General features: G+C 62.9%; 12 protein-coding genes and 1 tRNA gene. 9 read left to right on the top strand and 4 right to left on the bottom strand.

Going from position 1 to position 16447, the window contains the following annotated elements; all coding sequences use genetic code 11:
- The first annotated feature begins 95 nt into the window (after positions 1–95).
- The 4 genes from fdnG to fdhE are packed head-to-tail and all read left to right on the top strand — an operon-like array spanning position 96 to position 5691.
- On the top strand, positions 96–3161 hold the full coding sequence (gene fdnG / locus L6D82_RS07415; protein WP_236188552.1) for a formate dehydrogenase-N subunit alpha: 3066 nt from the start codon (positions 96–98) through the stop codon (positions 3159–3161).
- Between the two features lie 14 nt (positions 3162–3175).
- Positions 3176–4111 (top strand): formate dehydrogenase subunit beta, encoded by a 936-nt coding sequence (gene fdxH, locus L6D82_RS07410; RefSeq protein ID WP_236188551.1) that lies wholly within the window; start codon positions 3176–3178, stop codon positions 4109–4111.
- Positions 4108–4761: a formate dehydrogenase subunit gamma gene (locus tag L6D82_RS07405; RefSeq protein WP_236188550.1), complete on the top strand. Its 654-nt coding sequence runs from the start codon at positions 4108–4110 to the stop codon at positions 4759–4761. Before fdxH ends, L6D82_RS07405 begins: the two co-directional genes overlap by 4 nt.
- Positions 4762–4764: 3 nt before the next feature.
- The gene (gene fdhE, locus L6D82_RS07400; RefSeq protein ID WP_236188549.1) at positions 4765–5691 is read left to right on the top strand and encodes a formate dehydrogenase accessory protein FdhE; all 927 of its coding nucleotides are present in this window, start codon (positions 4765–4767) and stop codon (positions 5689–5691) included.
- 3 nt (positions 5692–5694) lie between these two features.
- Here the strand turns inward: fdhE and L6D82_RS07395 are convergent, their stop codons facing one another.
- Positions 5695–7026, bottom strand: a complete 1332-nt coding sequence (locus L6D82_RS07395) for an ATP-binding protein (protein WP_085745702.1) — start codon at positions 7024–7026, stop codon at positions 5695–5697.
- Positions 7023–7748: a response regulator gene (locus L6D82_RS07390; RefSeq protein ID WP_085745701.1), complete on the bottom strand. Its 726-nt coding sequence runs from the start codon at positions 7746–7748 to the stop codon at positions 7023–7025. The genes L6D82_RS07395 and L6D82_RS07390 overlap by 4 nt, the downstream gene beginning before the upstream one ends.
- 149 nt (positions 7749–7897) lie before the next feature.
- On the opposite strand from L6D82_RS07390, the gene L6D82_RS07385 reads away from it, so the two are divergent.
- From L6D82_RS07385 to L6D82_RS07365, 5 genes are all read left to right on the top strand, one after another.
- Positions 7898–8209 (top strand): hypothetical protein, encoded by a 312-nt coding sequence (locus tag L6D82_RS07385; RefSeq protein ID WP_129973772.1) that lies wholly within the window; start codon positions 7898–7900, stop codon positions 8207–8209.
- A 17-nt stretch (positions 8210–8226) separates the two neighbouring features.
- Positions 8227–8907 carry a DUF3313 domain-containing protein gene (locus L6D82_RS07380; protein WP_236188543.1) on the top strand — a complete coding sequence of 227 codons (681 nt, stop codon included), beginning with the start codon at positions 8227–8229 and terminating at the stop codon, positions 8905–8907.
- Between the two features lie 51 nt (positions 8908–8958).
- On the top strand, positions 8959–10365 hold the full coding sequence (gene selA, locus L6D82_RS07375; protein ID WP_236188542.1) for an L-seryl-tRNA(Sec) selenium transferase: 1407 nt from the start codon (positions 8959–8961) through the stop codon (positions 10363–10365).
- Positions 10362–12272, top strand: a complete 1911-nt coding sequence (gene selB, locus L6D82_RS07370) for a selenocysteine-specific translation elongation factor (RefSeq protein WP_236188748.1) — start codon at positions 10362–10364, stop codon at positions 12270–12272. Before selA ends, selB begins: the two co-directional genes overlap by 4 nt.
- 6 nt (positions 12273–12278) lie before the next feature.
- Positions 12279–12374, top strand: a tRNA-Sec gene (locus tag L6D82_RS07365).
- Positions 12375–12381: 7 nt separating this feature from the next.
- On the opposite strand, the gene L6D82_RS07360 is transcribed toward L6D82_RS07365, so the two are convergent.
- Both L6D82_RS07360 and L6D82_RS07355 read right to left on the bottom strand, forming a co-directional pair.
- Complete coding sequence (locus tag L6D82_RS07360; RefSeq protein WP_236188541.1) at positions 12382–13665, bottom strand: OprD family porin; 1284 nt, start codon at positions 13663–13665, stop codon at positions 12382–12384.
- Positions 13666–13764: 99 nt separating this feature from the next.
- The gene (locus L6D82_RS07355; RefSeq protein ID WP_236188540.1) at positions 13765–16386 is read right to left on the bottom strand and encodes a bifunctional diguanylate cyclase/phosphodiesterase; all 2622 of its coding nucleotides are present in this window, start codon (positions 16384–16386) and stop codon (positions 13765–13767) included.
- Positions 16387–16447: the final 61 nt, after the last annotated feature.

Here is a 16447-nt window from a genome sequence, read left to right as displayed (position 1 = left end):
CTACAGTGAAAAAGTCGGCACTCGTCTGCCGCAACCGTGATTGTCCAGAACAAACCCGGCACCAGTACCGGGTTCCACCTGATCAGGAGTGCACGATGGATCTCAGCCGTCGTCAGTTCTTCAAGGTCGCCGGTATCGGCCTTGCAGGCTCTAGCCTGGGCGCGTTGGGCATGGCCCCGACGCAGGCCTTCGCCGAGCAGGTGCGCCACTTCAAGCTTGCCCACACCCATGAAACCCGCAACACCTGCCCGTATTGCTCGGTCGGTTGCGGCTTGATCATGTACAGCCAGGGCGATGCCGCGAAGAACGTTGCGCAAAACATCATCCATATCGAGGGCGACGCCGACCACCCGGTCAACCGCGGCACTTTGTGCCCGAAAGGCGCCGGTCTGCTGGACTTCATTCACAGCCCCGGCCGCTTGCAGTACCCGCAGGTGCGCAAGCCCGGCAGCAGCGAATGGACCCGGATCACCTGGGACGAAGCCCTCGACCGCGTCGCCGACCTGATGAAGGCCGACCGCGACGCCAATTTCGTCGAGCAGAACGCCCAGGGCCAGACGGTCAATCGCTGGCTGACCACCGGCTTCCTCGCGGCGTCGGCAGCGTCCAACGAAGCGGGCTACATCACCCACAAGGTGGTTCGCAGTCTTGGCATGCTGGGGTTCGATAACCAGGCGCGTGTCTGACACGGCCCGACGGTGGCAAGTCTTGCCCCGACGTACGGCCGTGGAGCCATGACCAACACCTGGACCGATATCGCCAACGCGAATCTGATCCTGGTGATGGGTGGCAACGCAGCAGAAGCCCACCCTTGCGGCTTCAAATGGGTGACCGAAGCCAAGGCGCACAACGCCGCGCGGCTGATTGTGGTCGATCCGAGGTTTACCCGGACCGCGTCCGTAGCCGATTACTACGCGCCAATCCGCACCGGCAGCGACATCGCGTTCATGGGCGGGCTGATCAATTACCTGTTGACCGAGGACAAGATCCAGCACGAATACGTGCGCAACTACACCGACGTGTCGTTTATCGTCAAAGCCGGTTTCGGCTTCGAGGACGGACTGTTCACCGGTTACGACGCGGCCAAACGCAGTTACACCGACAAATCCACCTGGGGTTACGAACTGGGCGAGGACGGCTTCGTCAAAGTCGACCCGAGCCTGCAGGACCCGCGCTGCGTCTATCAACTGATGAAGCAGCATTACAGCCGCTACAACATCGACCTGGCGAGCCAGATCTGCGGCATGCCGGTCGATGCGATGAAAAAGATCTGGGAGGAAATCGCTACTTGCTCGGCACCGGGCAAGACCATGACCATTCTCTACGCGCTGGGCTGGACCCAGCACTCGATCGGCTCGCAGATAATACGCAGCGCAGCGATGGTGCAACTGTTGCTGGGCAACGTCGGCATGCCGGGCGGCGGGGTCAACGCCTTGCGCGGGCACTCGAACATTCAGGGCCTGACAGACCTTGGCCTGCTGTCCAACGCGCTGCCGGGTTACCTGACCCTGCCGACCGACGCCGAGCAGGATTACGCGGCCTACATCCATAAACGCACACAAGTACCGTTGCGGCCGGGGCAATTGTCCTACTGGCAGAACTACAGCAAGTTCCACGTCAGCCTGATGAAAGCCTGGTACGGCGCCAATGCCACTGCCGAAAACCAGTGGGCCTACCACTACTTGCCGAAACTCGACATCCCCAACTACGACATCCTCAAGGTGTTCGACCTGATGGGGCAGGGCAAGGTCAACGGCTACATGTGCCAGGGCTTCAACCCGATTGCCGCGTTGCCGGACAAGAACCGGGTGATGGCGGCACTGGCCAAGCTCAAATGGCTGGTGGTGATGGACCCACTGGCCACCGAAACCTCGCAGTTCTGGGAACATGTCGGGCCATTCAACGATGTGAAGAGCGCCGATATCCAGACCGAAGTGATCCGCCTGCCGACCACCTGCTTTGCCGAAGAGGACGGCTCGCTGGTCAACAGCAGCCGCTGGCTGCAATGGCACTGGAAAGGCGCCGATGGCCCCGGCGAGGCGCGCACCGACGTGCAGATCATGAGTGCGCTGTTCCTGCGCCTGCGTGAGCGTTATCAGGCCGAGGGCGGCAAATTCGCCGATCCGCTGTTGAAGCTGTCGTGGCCGTACAAGATTGCCGAAGAGCCCTCACCGGAAGAGATCGCCAAAGAGATCAACGGCTACGCCACCACCGATTTCACCGACGCCACCGGCGCGGCGATCAAGGGCAATGCGCAACTGGCCGGGTTCGCCCAGCTCAGGGATGACGGCAGCACCGCGTCCGGCTGCTGGATCTTCTGCGGCAGCTGGACCGAAGCTGGCAACCAGATGGCCCGTCGCGACAACAACGACCCTTACGGCATGCATCAGCATCAAGGCTGGGCATGGGCCTGGCCGGCCAACCGGCGGATTCTGTACAACCGCGCTTCGGCGGACGTCGCCGGCAAACCCTGGGATCCGAAAAAACGCCTGGTCTGGTGGAACGGCAAGGCCTGGAGCGGCACCGACGTGCCGGACTACAAGGCCGACGTGCCGCCGGAAGCCGGGATGAACCCGTTCATCATGAACCCCGAAGGCGTGGCGCGGTTCTTCGCCGTCGACAAGATGAACGAAGGGCCATTCCCCGAGCACTACGAGCCGTTCGAAACGCCGATCGGCATCAACCCGCTGCACCCGGACAACAAGAAAGCCACCAGCAACCCGGCGGCGCGGATCTTCGATTCGGTGTGGGACAGCCTCGGCGTCGCCAAGGATTACCCGTACGCCGCCACCAGCTACCGGCTGACCGAGCATTTCCACTTCTGGAGCAAGCACTGCAAGTTGAACGCGATCGCCCAGCCCGAGCAGTTCGTGGAAATCGGCGAAGTGCTGGCCAAGGAGAAGGGCATCGCTGCCGGCGACCGGGTGCGGGTCAGCTGCAAGCGCGGGTTCATTGAAGCGGTGGCGGTGGTGACCAAAAGGATCCGGCCGTTGCAGGTCAACAACCAGGTGGTGCACCAGATCGGCATTCCGCTGCACTGGGGTTTCACCGGCCTGACGCGCCACGGTTACCTGACCAACACCCTGGTGCCGTTCCTCGGCGATGGCAATACACAGACCCCGGAATCCAAGTCATTCCTGGTCAACGTGGAGAAGCTCTGATGGAGAATCTTTAGATGGCCAGCCAAGACATCATTGCCCGCTCGGCCACCACCACGCCGGCGCCTTCGATACGCGGCCAGGAACAGGTGGCCAAGCTGATCGACACCACCAAATGCATCGGTTGCAAGGCTTGCCAGGTCGCATGCTCGGAATGGAACGAGCTGCGCGACGAGGTCGGCCACAACCACGGCACCTACGACAATCCGCAGGATCTGAGCGCCGATTCATGGACGCTGATGCGCTTCACCGAGCACGAAACCGACGCCGGCAACCTCGAATGGCTGATCCGCAAGGACGGCTGCATGCACTGCGCCGAGCCCGGATGCCTGGCGGCGTGCCCCAGCCCTGGCGCGATCATCAAGCACGCCAACGGCATCGTCGATTTCGACCAGGACCACTGCATCGGCTGCGGTTATTGCATCACCGGTTGCCCGTTCAACATCCCGCGCATTTCGCAGAAGGACCACAAGGCCTACAAATGCACGCTCTGTTCGGACCGGGTGGCGGTGGGGCTGGAACCGGCCTGCGTGAAAACCTGCCCGACCGGGGCCATCGTGTTCGGCACCAAGGACGACATGAAGACCCACGCCGCCGAGCGCATCGTCGACCTGAAAAGCCGTGGCTTCGACAACGCAGGCCTGTACGACCCGGCAGGCGTCGGCGGCACCCACGTCATGTACGTGCTGCACCATGCGGACACCCCAAAAATCTACGCCGGTCTGCCGGACAACCCCGAGATAAGTCCGCTGGTCGGCTTGTGGAAAGGCATCAGCAAACCGCTGGCGTTGCTGGCCATGGGCGCGGCGGTGCTGGCCGGGTTCTTCCATTACGTGCGGATCGGCCCGAACCGGGTCGAGGAAGATGAACATCCCGAACCGCCCGACACCTCGGTGCACGTCGTCGACCCGGCGGTGCACACCTTCGACCCACGCGGGGAGGGCCGGCCATGAGCAACAAGACGATCCTGCGCTACACCGCCAACCAACGCACCAATCACTGGCTGGTGGCGATCCTGTTCTTCATGGCCGGGCTGTCGGGGCTGGCGCTGTTTCATCCGTCGATGTTCTGGCTGACCAATCTGTTCGGCGGCGGGCCGTGGACGCGGATCCTGCACCCGTTCATGGGCGTGCTGATGTTCGTGTTCTTCCTCGGCCTGGTATTTCGCTTCTGGCGCTCGAACTTCTTTATCGACAACGACTGGAAATGGCTGCGACGCATCGACCGGGTGCTGGTCAACGACGAGGAGACCGTGCCGGCGGTGGGCAAATACAACGCCGGGCAAAAGCTGCTGTTCTGGACTTTACTGCTGTGCATGCTCGGATTGTTGTTCACGGGATTGGTGATCTGGCGCGCGTATTTCAGTCATTACTTCGGCATCACCACGATTCGCTGGGCGATGTTGCTACACGCTCTGGCGGGATTTGTGCTGATCCTGAGCATCATCGTTCACATCTACGCCGGGATCTGGATCAAGGGCTCGGTGGACGCAATGATGCACGGCTGGGTCAGCCGCGCCTGGGCCAGGAAACACCATGCACTCTGGTATCGCGAGGTGGACAGCAAAGATCCGCCAGAGCGACCGATCACGAAAAAGGGCTGACAGTTGCCAACCATCCTCGAACCCGGAGAAATCGAAGCGGCGGCCAGTTCGCCGCCGTTTCTGCACCTGCCGCCGCACAACCTGTTCACGTTGCGGGCCCAGCGCCTTGAGCGCTTGGCCGAAGGTCATCCGCTGGCCGATTACCTGCATTTGATCGCCGGTTTGTGCCGTGTCCAGCAGCAAATCCTCGATGATCCGCCCTCTACCGCGCCGCTTGATCAACAGCGGCTGGAGGTCTGCCGGCAACACGGCATGCCGCCGTTCGCCGCCGACACCCTGATTCGCGAGGACACCTGGCAGCTTTATCTCGAAGCCTTGCTCAAGCGCTATGTCGCCCCCGAGCAACCGGCGGTGGTCGAGGCCGTTACCAAACTGCGCATCGCCAGCCCCGGTCAGTTGCGCGCCTGGGCCGTGGCGCTGGTCAGCGGCCAGTATTCGCTGGTGCCGGCGGCGCTGGTGCCGTTTCTCGGGGCGGCGTTGCAAGCGGCGTGGAGTCATTGGCTGCTCAGCGCACAGAACCTGCAACTGACGCCCGGCGACAGCCTCAGTCAGTGCCCGGCCTGCGGCTCGCCGGCCATGGCCGGGGTGATCCGCCATCGCGGCAAGCACAACGGCCTGCGTTATCTGGTGTGTTCGCTGTGCGCCTGCGAATGGCATGTGGTGCGGGTCAAGTGCGTGTATTGCGAGCAGAGCAAAGGGCTTGAATACCTGAGCCTCGAAGATGACCGCCACGCTGCCAATCAGGCGCCGTTGCGCGCCGAGGTCTGTCCGGGCTGCAACAGCTATTTGAAGTTGCTGTATCTGGAAAACGACGGGGAGGGCGAGGCGCTGTCGGCGGACCTGGCCAGTCTGCTGCTCGACATGCGCCTGGCTCAGGACGGTTATCAGCGGCTGGCGCCGAATCTGTTGCTGGCGCCCGGCGACGAATAAGCCTCAGCGATGCGGCAATTCAACCCGTGCGCGCAAGCCGCCACTGCGGCGATTGCGCAGGCTCAACTCGCCACCCTGTTCACGAATGATTCCCCGGGCCGCCGAAAGACCGAGCCCGACCCCGCCAGTGTCGCGGTTGCGCGAGGTTTCGAGACGGAAAAACGGATCGAACACCCGCTCCAGCGCGTCCTCGGGAATCCCCGGCCCTTCGTCAATGACCTCGATGCGGATCGACGTGTCATCGCTGCTCAACGCCACGCTTGGGCGTTGTCCGTATTTCACGGCGTTATCCAGCAGATTGACGATGACCCGTTTGATGCCCAGCGGCCGGCCGTCGTACACCACATGCGCCGGGCCGCTGAAGTCGATGTCGATGTGCTGATCGCGGTAGTCATCGACGATGGTTTGCAGCAACTCCGACAGATCGAACGCGGTGGATTGCTCCAGATGGGTGTCTTCCCGGAAGAACGCCAGGGCGGCGTTGATCATCGATTGCATTTCCTCGATGTCGCGGATCAGTTTGCCCTGATGGTCGAGGTCTTCCATGAACTCGCTGCGCAGGCGCATCCGGGTCAGCGGCGCGCGCAAATCGTGGGAGATCGCGGCGAGCATGTGCGTGCGTTCGCCGATGAAATGCTGGATCTGCGCCTGCATCGTGTTGAAGGCGACGATGGCCTGACGGATTTCGTGCGGGCCTTCGAGGTGGATCGGCGGCGCTTTCAGATCCCCGCCAAAACGCCGCGCCGCATGGGCAAAACGCTGCAACGGCTGGGCCAGTTGCCGCGTGGCCAGCCAGGCGACCAGCAGCGTGGCGACCAGCCCCAGGGCAACGATCACGGCAATCCGCACGTTCAGGCTCAAGCCCCAACTGCGCTCCGGCGGCGTGAACGACAGCCAGCTGTCATCCGCCAGCCGCACCAGCGCCATGTAATGCGCGCGAGGGCTGCCGGCGGGCCAGTCATCGGGGTTGAACACATCGATCTGTCGGTTATCGCCAAGCAATTGCCGCAGCGCCGGCACTTTTCCGGCTTCGACCTGTTCGCCGTCCCCCGGCAGACCGAAGTCGGCTCGACGGGGTTTCCACAACACCTCAAGTATCGGGCTGCTGGCGGCACTGGCCAGTTGCGGGCGCAAGTTTGCCGGCGCGGCCTCGACCACTCGGGTGGTGGCGGCGATCTGCTCCAGCAGCCCGGTGCGCTCGATCGGCGGCCGGGCCCAGATCCCCGCGACCTGAACGAACAGCGCATTGAGCAGCAGCGAAGCGAGCATGGCCGCGACGATCGTCAGGGCAATCCGCCGGCTGAGGGTGTCGCGCCGCAGCATCCGGCCGATCATGAGCGGCTGACCTTGGCAGTGAACATGTAGCCGCCGTTGCGCACCGTGCGGATCAGGTCCGGGCGCTTGCTGTCCGGTTCGATCTTGCGCCGCAGCCGGCTGATCTGCACGTCGATGCTGCGGTCATAGGCGTCGTGGCCCTGGCCGTGGGTCAGGTCGATCAGTTGTTCGCGGGTCAGGATGCGTTGCGGGTGTTCAAGCAACACCAGCAGCAGGTCGAATTCGCCGGCGGACATCGGAATCATCACGCCTTCGGGCGAGCGCAGTTCGCGGCAGGTGATGTCCAGATGCCAACCGGCGAAGGCCATGACCGGGCGTGAAGGCTCGGCGCCGGACGGCGTGTGCTCACCGACCCGGCGTTGCAGCGCGCGTACCCGGGCCAGCAACTCCTGCGGGGCGAAGGGCTTGGTCAGGTAGTCGTCGGCGCCCAATTCCAGGCCGACGATCCGGTCGCTCAGCTCGGCCATGGCCGTGAGCATGATGATCGGGATGCCCATCTGCGCCCGGACTTTCTGGCACAGGCTCAGGCCACCCTCACCGGGGAGCATCAGGTCGAGGATGATCGTGTCCGGCCGTGCCTGCGCAATGGCCGCCCACATGGCCTCGCCATGGGCGGCGACATCGACCTGATAGCCGTGCTGAACGAAGAACTTCTTCAGCAAGGACAGAATTTCCCCGTCGTCATCGACGATCAGCAATCTGCTCACGTTTGCGCAATCCATGAACCCAAAAGAAGCGCATCTAAAACCATTTCGATGCGCCGGTCATATATTTCAATCCTGCAACATTCCTTCAGCGCGGACATCAGCCGGACATCGTCGGGCAAACATCCGCAGGCACTCTGCAGGCCTTCCAACCAAGGGGGCTCAACATGAAGGACATGAACAGCGGCTACATCACCCGGGACCATGGCGCCGTGCGCCCGTTGATCCTGACCCAGCGCACCACCGCACCGGGTCCCGACACGCCGATCCTGTTCCAGGAGACGTGCCTGGGGCTGACGAACGATCAGAGCCAGTTGATCCTGCGCCGCTATTTCGAACGATTCAGCCCGACCGAAGCCCATTGGGTCGAATACCTGCACACGATTCCTACCGCCGAATTCATCCAATGGATCATGACCCACGGCCAGTTGCGCATCGAGTGCTCCGACAACACCCCGCACAGCCACGTCCACGCTTGAACAAGGAAACACCATCGATGACTAGCCATCGCTCACTGGCCGTGCTGTTTGCCGCCACCCTCAGCCTGTCGGCGTGCAGCAGCAAGAAGCTTCCGGCGGAGCCGCAGGCCGGGTTTCTACGGGATTACAGCGTGCTCAAGGAAGGGCAGACCGCTTCGGGGCACAAGATTCTGAGCTGGGTCAGCCCGACTCTGGCGAGAGGCCGTTACACCCAGGTTTATTTGGCGCCGAGCCAGTTCTATCCCCGGCCCCAGCCGTCGCAGCGCATTCCCCAAAGTACCTTGTCGGGCGTGACCCACTACTACGACGCAGCCCTCAGGCTGGAACTGGGCAAGGTGCTGCCGCTGGCGTCGAAGCCCGGCCCGGACACGCTGATCGTCAAACCGGCCATCACCCAGGTCGCCGCCAGTACCCAGGGCCTGCGTTTTTATGAATGGCTGCCGGTGACACTGGTCGCGGCCGGGGTGAGCAGCGCCACCGGCATTCGTGACCGGGACAGTGAGATCGCCACGGAAGTGTCCTTCGAGGACGGTTCGACCGGGGAGGTTGTGGCCGAGGTGGTGCGCAAGGGCAAGGGCGTGCCGCTGGAAAACGACAAACAGGTCATGACGCCCGATAACGTGAAAGCCGTGCTCGATGGCTGGGCGACGGACCTGAGTCAAACCTATGTGCCGGTTCAGAGGGCCGCACTGCGCTAGAAGCAGGATGGTCTAACATCATCAGGCGTATTTCGATTTCGGGAGTGCCTGATGTCCGTAAGTGTTGCCCTGCGGTTACCGTCGATTGACAGCCTGTTGCGCCACCCCGCGTGCCAGCCATTGGCCGAGCGTTACGGGCGTGAGGCCCTGTTGACGGGGTTTCGCCAGTTACTGGATGACTTGCGCGAAGCCGTGGTGGCGGGGCAACTGACCGCCGTTGAAATCAGCCCTGAAGCCTTGGCCGGAAGGGTTTCTGAACGCCTGGCCCTGAAGCAGCGCAGCCAGGTGCGCCGGGTGTTCAACCTGACCGGCACCGTGCTGCACACCAACCTCGGCCGGGCTTTGCTGCCGGAAGAAGCCATCGACGCCGTGCAACTGGCGGCGCGCTATCCCTTGAACCTGGAATTCGACCTGGCCAGCGGCAAGCGTGGTGACCGCGACGACCTGATCGAAGGCCTGATCCGCGAACTGACCGGCGCCGAAGCCGTGACCGTGGTCAACAACAATGCCGCCGCCGTGCTGCTGACCCTCAACAGCCTCGGCGCGCGCAAGGAAGGCATCATTTCCCGGGGCGAGCTGATCGAGATCGGCGGCGCGTTTCGCGTCCCCGACATCATGAGCCGTGCTGGCGTGCGCCTGCACGAGGTCGGCACCACCAATCGTACCCATGCCCGCGACTACGAAGCGGCGATCGGCCCGCGCAGCGGCCTGATCATGCGCGTGCACGCGAGCAACTACAGCATCGAAGGTTTCACCGCTCGAGTGCCGACTTCCGAACTGGCGGCGTTGGCCCATCGGCATGACCTGCCGTTGCTGGAAGATCTTGGCAGCGGCAGCCTGCTGGACCTGACCCGCTGGGGCCTGCCGGCGGAACCGACGGTCCGTCAGGCGCTGCTCGATGGCGCCGACATCGTCACCTTCAGCGGCGACAAGTTGCTTGGCGGGCCGCAGGCGGGGGTGATCGTCGGGCGCAAGGACTTGATCGCGAAGATCAAGAAGAACCCGCTGAAGCGCGCGTTGCGTGTCGACAAACTGACGCTGGCCGCACTCGAAGCGGTGCTCGGGCTCTATCGCGACCCGGATCGGCTGGCCGAACGCTTGCCGAGCCTGCGCTTGCTGACCCGACCGCAAGCCGAGATTCTGACCCAGGCCGAACGCCTGCAACCGGCCTTGGCCGAACTGCTGGGCGAGGGCTGGACCGTCACGGCGGAACCCGCGCTGGGCATGATCGGCAGCGGCAGCCAACCGGTGGCGCGCCTGCCAAGCGCAGCGCTGTGCCTGCGCCCGCAAGTATCGAAACGCCTGCGCGGCCGTTGCCTGCTGAATCTGGAAGCCGCGCTGCGCGCCTTGCCGATCCCGGTGCTCGGGCGCATTGATGACGACGCGTTGTGGCTGGATCTGCGGCAACTCGACGATGAACCGGCGTGGCAGGCGCAACTCGGGCAGTTGCAAACGTGATCGTCGGCACGGCAGGGCACATCGACCACGGCAAGACGTCACTGCTTGAAGCGCTGACCGGGCAGACCGGCGACCGCCGCCCGCAGGAGCGCGAGCGCGGGATGACCATCGACCTCGGTTATCTGTACGCAGAACTGGCGCCCGGCGCCGGGCTGACCGGTTTCATCGACGTGCCGGGCCACGAGAAATTCACCCACAACATGCTCGCAGGCGCGCAGGGCATCGATCTGGTATTGCTGGTGTTGGCGGCGGATGACGGCGTGATGCCGCAGACCCGCGAGCATCTGGCGATTGTCGAGCTGCTGGGCATTCCACGGGCGCTGGTGGCGATCACCAAGTGTGATCGGGTCGAGGCGGGCAGGGTGGAAGAGGTTCGCCGACAGGTTGAAAGCCTGCTGGCACCCGGGCCCTATGCCGAAGCACCGTTGCTGACGGTTTCCAGCGTGACGGGCGAGGGCGTCGATGCGCTGCGCCAGACATTGCTGCAGATAGAAGGCGAGGAGCGCAGTCGCGAAGGCGGTTTTCGCCTGGCCATCGACCGGGCGTTCAGTGTCGCCGGCGCCGGGATCGTGGTGACGGGGACGGCGCTTTCGGGCTCGGTCGTCGTGGGTGACAAACTCAGCCTCGGCCCGGCGGGCAAAACCGTGCGGGTCAGGGGCCTGCACGCGCAGAATCAGGCTGCCGAACAAGCCTTCGCCGGCCAGCGCGTGGCCCTGAACATCAGCGCGGATCGTCTGGAACTCGGGCAGATCCATCGCGGCCAATGGTTGCTCGCCGAATGGCTGCACGCACCGACCCAGCGGCTGGATATCGAATTCCGGCTGCTGTCGGGCGAGCGGGTTTTCCAGCACTTCCAGCCAGTGCACCTGCATCTCGGCACGCAGGACGTGATCGCCCGGGTCGCCTTGCTGGAAGGCCCGAGCCTAGCACCCGGCGAGCGCATGTTCGCACAACTGCTGACGAACGTTCCGGTGCACGGTGTCCACGGTGATCCGCTGATCCTGCGTGACGCCAGCGCCCAGCGAACGCTCGGCGGCGGGCGCGTGCTCGATCCCTTCGCCCCGGCCCGCCAGCGCCGCAGCCCGGAACGGCTGGCGCAACTGCGTGTGCTGGCGATCAGCTCCGAGCTGGAACAGGCGTTGCCGACGCTACTGGAATACAGCGCAAGTGGCCTCGATCCGCAGCGTCTGGAACGTCAGTTCAATCGTCCGCGTGACGGCTGGACGCTGCCGGACAACGTCCGCCTGATCGAAACCCGACAAGGCCCGGTGCTGTTCAATGCGCAGCGCTGGGGCATGCTCAAGTTCACCTTGCTGGAACAACTGACGCGCTTTCATGAGCTGGAGCCCGATCAGATGGGCCCGGATCGTGACCGTCTGCGGCGTTTCAGCGGTTTGAGCCTCGAACGCGCGACCTTTATCAGCCTACTGGAAGAATTGCTCGGCGCCGGCTCGCTGGTCGCCAGCGGCTCATGGCTGCATTTGCCCGACCACCAAGTGCGCCTGAGCGCCGACGACGAAACCCTGTGGCAGGCGCTGCAGCCATTGTTCGAGCAGGCTGGTTTCGATCCGCCGTGGGTACGCGACGTGGCGAAATTCGTCGACCAGGAAGACGCGACCGTGCGTTTGCTGCTGCGCAAACTGGCGCGCCTTGGCGTGATGCATCAAGTGGTGCGCGACCTGTTTGTCACCGATATCACGCTGCGGCAAATGGCGGCGGTGCTGCTGCGCCTGGCCGAAGAAAATCCGCAGATCGAAGTCACGGCCTTCCGCGATGCGCTAGGCTTGGGACGCAAGCGCAGTATTCAGATCCTCGAATACTTCGATCGGCTGGGCCTGACCCGGCGCGTCGGCGAAGGCCGGCAAATCCGCTCCGACAGTGCGCTGGCCAACCCCGGCGCGGACTGAGTTCATGGAAGGCAATCGCGCCCGGTGGCGCGGCCGGGCTTCAAACCCGGTTGGGGACGGCATCCGTTCCCGGGCAGGTTCGACTCCGGCTGCCTTCCGCCAATTTCCCTCAAAAGCCCAACGGGTACTGGATCACCACGTAGATCCGGTCAATATCATCGCCCGCCTGGGCGCTGTTGGCCCGGTGCGAAACGTGGGACAGCTGCACCGACAGATCCTTGGCCGCACCTGACTGGACGATGTAGCGCAGATCGATGTCGCGTTCCCAATGTTTGCCGCCGTCCCCTTGCTGCGGCTGATATTGCCCGCTGTCCGCGTCGAACGGGTTGTAGGCGCCGCCCTTGGGTGCGTGGGTGCCGTCGATGTGGCTGCCGGAAACATAGCGGGTCATGAAGTTCAGCCCGGGAATGCCGAAGGCGCCGAGATCCAGGTCGTAACGTGCTTGCCAGGAACGTTCGTTGGCGCCGTTGAAGTCGGCGTATTTGATCGAGTTGGCCAGGTAGATCGAGTCGCCGCCGACGAAATCGAACGGCGTGTCACCATTGATGCGTTGCCAGCCGAGCATGACCGCGTGGGCGCCGAAGGTGTATTTGCCCGAGAGGCTGAACGCGGTGTTGTCGATTTCTCCCGCCAGTGCCTGTCCGGTGTCGCGGGTGTGGTAGACGTTGGCGTCGAGCAGCACACCGGACCGTTTGAAATGCAGGTTGGCGTAGTACTGGCGCCAGGTGTCGCTCAGGTCGGACGCATACAGCGCGCCGCCCACCGGGCTGTCGCTGAACAGGTCGGTGCCGACAAAACTGATGCTTTCGCCCCGGGTGCTGGCGCCATAGCCCTGAAAATCGCCTCTGCCGGAAGAGCTGTCCTGATTCTTGAACGCCGTGAAACGCCCGGCGACAAGACGCGCGTTATCGATCTCGCGGCTGTCGAGCAGAAACCCCGTGGCGTATTCCGGTTGCAGGCGTTTGTCCGAAGTGTCGAATACCGGCGTTTCCACGGTCATTTCACCGAAGGCGAGGGTGGTTTTCGAGGCCTTGAGCTTCAGCGCACCACCCGCGCTGGAGTATTCGCTTTCGCTACGGCCATCACTGTCCACCGGCAACAGTCCCGTGCCGGAATGCCCTTTGCCGCCATCGAGTTTCAAACCATAAAAGGCATGAGCATCGAGGCCAAAGCCGATGGTTCCATCCGTGAAACCGGATGCGAAAGTGCCGATAAACCCTTGAGCCCATTCCTGTTTGTAGTTTTTCCCGGACGGAGAGGGCGAGCGATAGTCGTTGCTCAGGTAGAAGTTGCGGCTGAGCACTTCGGTTTTGGCGTCGTCGAGAAATCCGCTGGCAAATGCCGAGTCGGTCATTGCGCAATACAACAGTGCCAGGGCGAAACGCGGTTGCATGAAACCTTTCATGTGTCAGTGACCGGCCGTGATGGAAGTCGCCGGATACTGAAGCAAACCGTCGTGCCGCGATTGAGCGGATGTGCTGAGTCAGCGTCCTCAGGTCACCCGGCCTTTTCGTTGCCTGGAAGGATCGACAGCGGCGGCTCTTGATGCCTGCAGAAGACTGGCGAAGGCCGACTTGTCGATCGGGCGACTCATGTAATAGCCCTGGACTTCGTTGCATTGATCCTTGCCCAGGATGTCCAGTTGTTCCTCGGTTTCGACGCCTTCGGCGGTCACGGTCAGCCCCATCGCTTTACCCAGCCCGATGATGGCCTGCACCACCGCCCGATCATTGGCGCCGGTGCTGATGGAAGCAATGAAGCGTTTGTCGATCTTGATGCCATCGAACGGGTAAGCCCGCAGATAGCCAAGGGAGGAATAACCGGTGCCGAAGTCATCCATGTTCAGGCGCACGCCCAGTTCCTTGAGCGCGGTCATGGTGGTCAGCGCGCCGTCCGTGTCGTTGAGCATTACGTTCTCGGTGATTTCCAGCTCCAGCCGGCTGGCCGGGAAGCGAGTGCCGACCAGCACTTCGCGTACATCTTCGACCACATCGCTGATCGCAAACTGCGCAGGTGACAGGTTGACCGACAGGAGAATGTCCGCCGGCCAGGTCAGTGCCGTTTCACAAGCCTCACGCAGGACCCAGCGACCGAGGGGAACAATCAGATCTGTCTGTTCGGCCAGCGGAATGAACAAATCCGGCCCGAGCAACCCTTTGGCAGGATGCTGCCAGCGCACCAGTGCCTCGACCGAAACGATTTCCTTGCCATCGACCTTGTATCGGGGTTGATAGTGCAGCACGAACTCATTGTTCGTCAGGGCCCTTCGAAGGTCGTCCTCCATCTGCCGACGGGTCTGGATCTGATCGCTCATGTGCGCTTCGAAATAGCACCAGGTGTTCTTGCCTTCGGATTTGGCCTGGTACAGCGCAATGTCTGCGCAGCGGATCAGCTCGCTGGCCACGTACCCATGACGCCGGCTCAGGGCGATGCCGACACTGGCGCCGATGTGCAACGGTTGCTGTTCGAAGAGGATGGGCTGATGCAGGCTGCCGATCAGGCGTGTGCAGAATCTGTCGATCTCCTGATGCGTGTCCATGCCGCAGAGCACAACGACGAACTCGTCACCGCCCAGACGGGCGACGATATCGTGGTCACGCGTGCATTCGCGCAGTCGGCCGGCAACCTCCTGCAAAACAGCATCGCCGGCGGGGTGGCCGAGCGAATCGTTGATCGGCTTGAAATTGTCCAGGTCAATCATCAACAGCGACACAGGCGGAGCGTGTTCCTTGAGCAGCAGAGCGTCGTCCAGATAGCGCGACAGTTTGTTGCGGTTGGGCAGTCCCGTCAGCGCGTCATGCAAGGACAGGTGCTGGATCTGCGCATGGGCGGCGACTTCATCGGTGATGTCGCTGGCCGTGCCGCGATAGCCGACGACTGCCGCTCTTTCCACGATGGGCCGGGCCGAGAGGCGGCAGTGGCGCTGTTGTTCCTTGCGGTCACGGTAGGTGCAGCGCAGGTCGCTGGCGTTGTTCTCCTCATCGAGTTTTTTCAGCCACAGATCCAGCGGCGTGGTGTCGCAGACAAGCAAGTGCCCGATGTGTTTCCCGATCCATTGGGCCTGCGGATAGCCGGTGACCGCACTGAACCGGGTCGACAGATAGGTGATGGACAACGCTTCATCCACTTCCCAGATCCAGTCGGACGCGGCTTCGGCCACCGCCCGGAAGCGCTCTTCGCTGGCTTCCAGTGCGCGGTTGGACGCCAGCAGTGCCTGATTCGAGGCCTGCATCGCTTCAAAACTGTTGTCGACATAGCGCGAGGAACGCAATGCATGGCGAAAGAACCAGGCCGTCAGCGCCATCAACACAATCAAGGCGGAGCCGAGGGTGGGCAACAATGACCACAGCAGATGCAGGCCCGGTCGCTCCAGATCCGCAACGAGGCTGTATCCGGTGCTGTCCAGCGGGACGCGGGGCTGGCCCTGGTCGATGCTGTCGTCCGGTGCCAGCGACAGATTGTTCAGCCCGTACCCGCTGCCGATCTTGCGCAACTTGGTGGGTGTCAGTTTGTCGACGAATACCAGTACCGAAGTCTTTTGGGGATCGCCCACTGGGCGCTCATCGTTGGGAAGGATCGCCGCCGCGGTGACCAGCGCCGGCCAGCCTTCGAACAATGAATAACTACTGACGGGCTTGGTCAGGTCGGGCTGACTTTGCACTTGCTCCACCAGACTGTTCGCCGAAAGCTGCAGGAACTGGGGCAGTTGCGCATCGAGCAATTGCCCGCGAACCACGGCGTATTTGGTGCGTTCTCGATCCAGCACGAACAGACCGTCATAGCCGTCGCTGGTAAACAGGGTCTTGCCCATGTTCTGCTCGGTATACGCCCAGTTCGTGTCGACCGTGCCGCTCAAACGTTCATACGCTGTCGTCCAGTAGGCGTAACTGGTGATGTAGTTCTTCGATGCCGTGATGCGGTTTTCCAGCGCTCGGCCGGAATAGAACCGCACGTCATTGACGTCATCCTCATCCAGTTGAGTGGCAATGCCGAGCAACGCAGCGGTCGCCGCCATCACTCCGGCAATGAACAGCGCACCCACCGCGACGGCCAGACGCCGGGTGACAGAGCCCTGCAGGGTGGGTAACGACGTCGCACGGCTGGAAATGTCCATTTGCTCGTCCTTGATCCGGTACTTCTTCAATCTAGAACATCTTCAGCTTCGAGATGTTCGG

It is taken from the genome of Pseudomonas paraglycinae (genome assembly GCF_021601625.1).
In the GTDB taxonomy this organism is placed as follows: Bacteria; Pseudomonadota; Gammaproteobacteria; order Pseudomonadales; family Pseudomonadaceae; genus Aquipseudomonas; species Aquipseudomonas paraglycinae.
The sequence above is the reverse complement of the archived record's forward strand: the minus strand, read 5'-3'. Positions and strand labels throughout refer to the sequence as shown.

Excerpts from the sequence above, each read along its gene's own strand:
- fdxH (WP_236188551.1), top strand. The coding sequence starts at position 3,176 with ATGGCCAGCCAAGACATCATTGCCCGCTCGGCCACCACCACGCCGGCG.
- L6D82_RS07395 (WP_085745702.1), bottom strand. The coding sequence starts at position 7,026 with ATGATCGGCCGGATGCTGCGGCGCGACACCCTCAGCCGGCGGATTGCC.
- L6D82_RS07385 (WP_129973772.1), top strand. The coding sequence starts at position 7,898 with ATGAAGGACATGAACAGCGGCTACATCACCCGGGACCATGGCGCCGTG.
- L6D82_RS07390 (WP_085745701.1), bottom strand. The coding sequence starts at position 7,748 with ATGGATTGCGCAAACGTGAGCAGATTGCTGATCGTCGATGACGACGGG.
- L6D82_RS07360 (WP_236188541.1), bottom strand. The coding sequence starts at position 13,665 with ATGCAACCGCGTTTCGCCCTGGCACTGTTGTATTGCGCAATGACCGAC.
- L6D82_RS07405 (WP_236188550.1), top strand. The coding sequence starts at position 4,108 with ATGAGCAACAAGACGATCCTGCGCTACACCGCCAACCAACGCACCAAT.
- selA (WP_236188542.1), top strand. The coding sequence starts at position 8,959 with ATGTCCGTAAGTGTTGCCCTGCGGTTACCGTCGATTGACAGCCTGTTG.
- L6D82_RS07355 (WP_236188540.1), bottom strand. The coding sequence starts at position 16,386 with ATGGACATTTCCAGCCGTGCGACGTCGTTACCCACCCTGCAGGGCTCT.
- L6D82_RS07380 (WP_236188543.1), top strand. The coding sequence starts at position 8,227 with ATGACTAGCCATCGCTCACTGGCCGTGCTGTTTGCCGCCACCCTCAGC.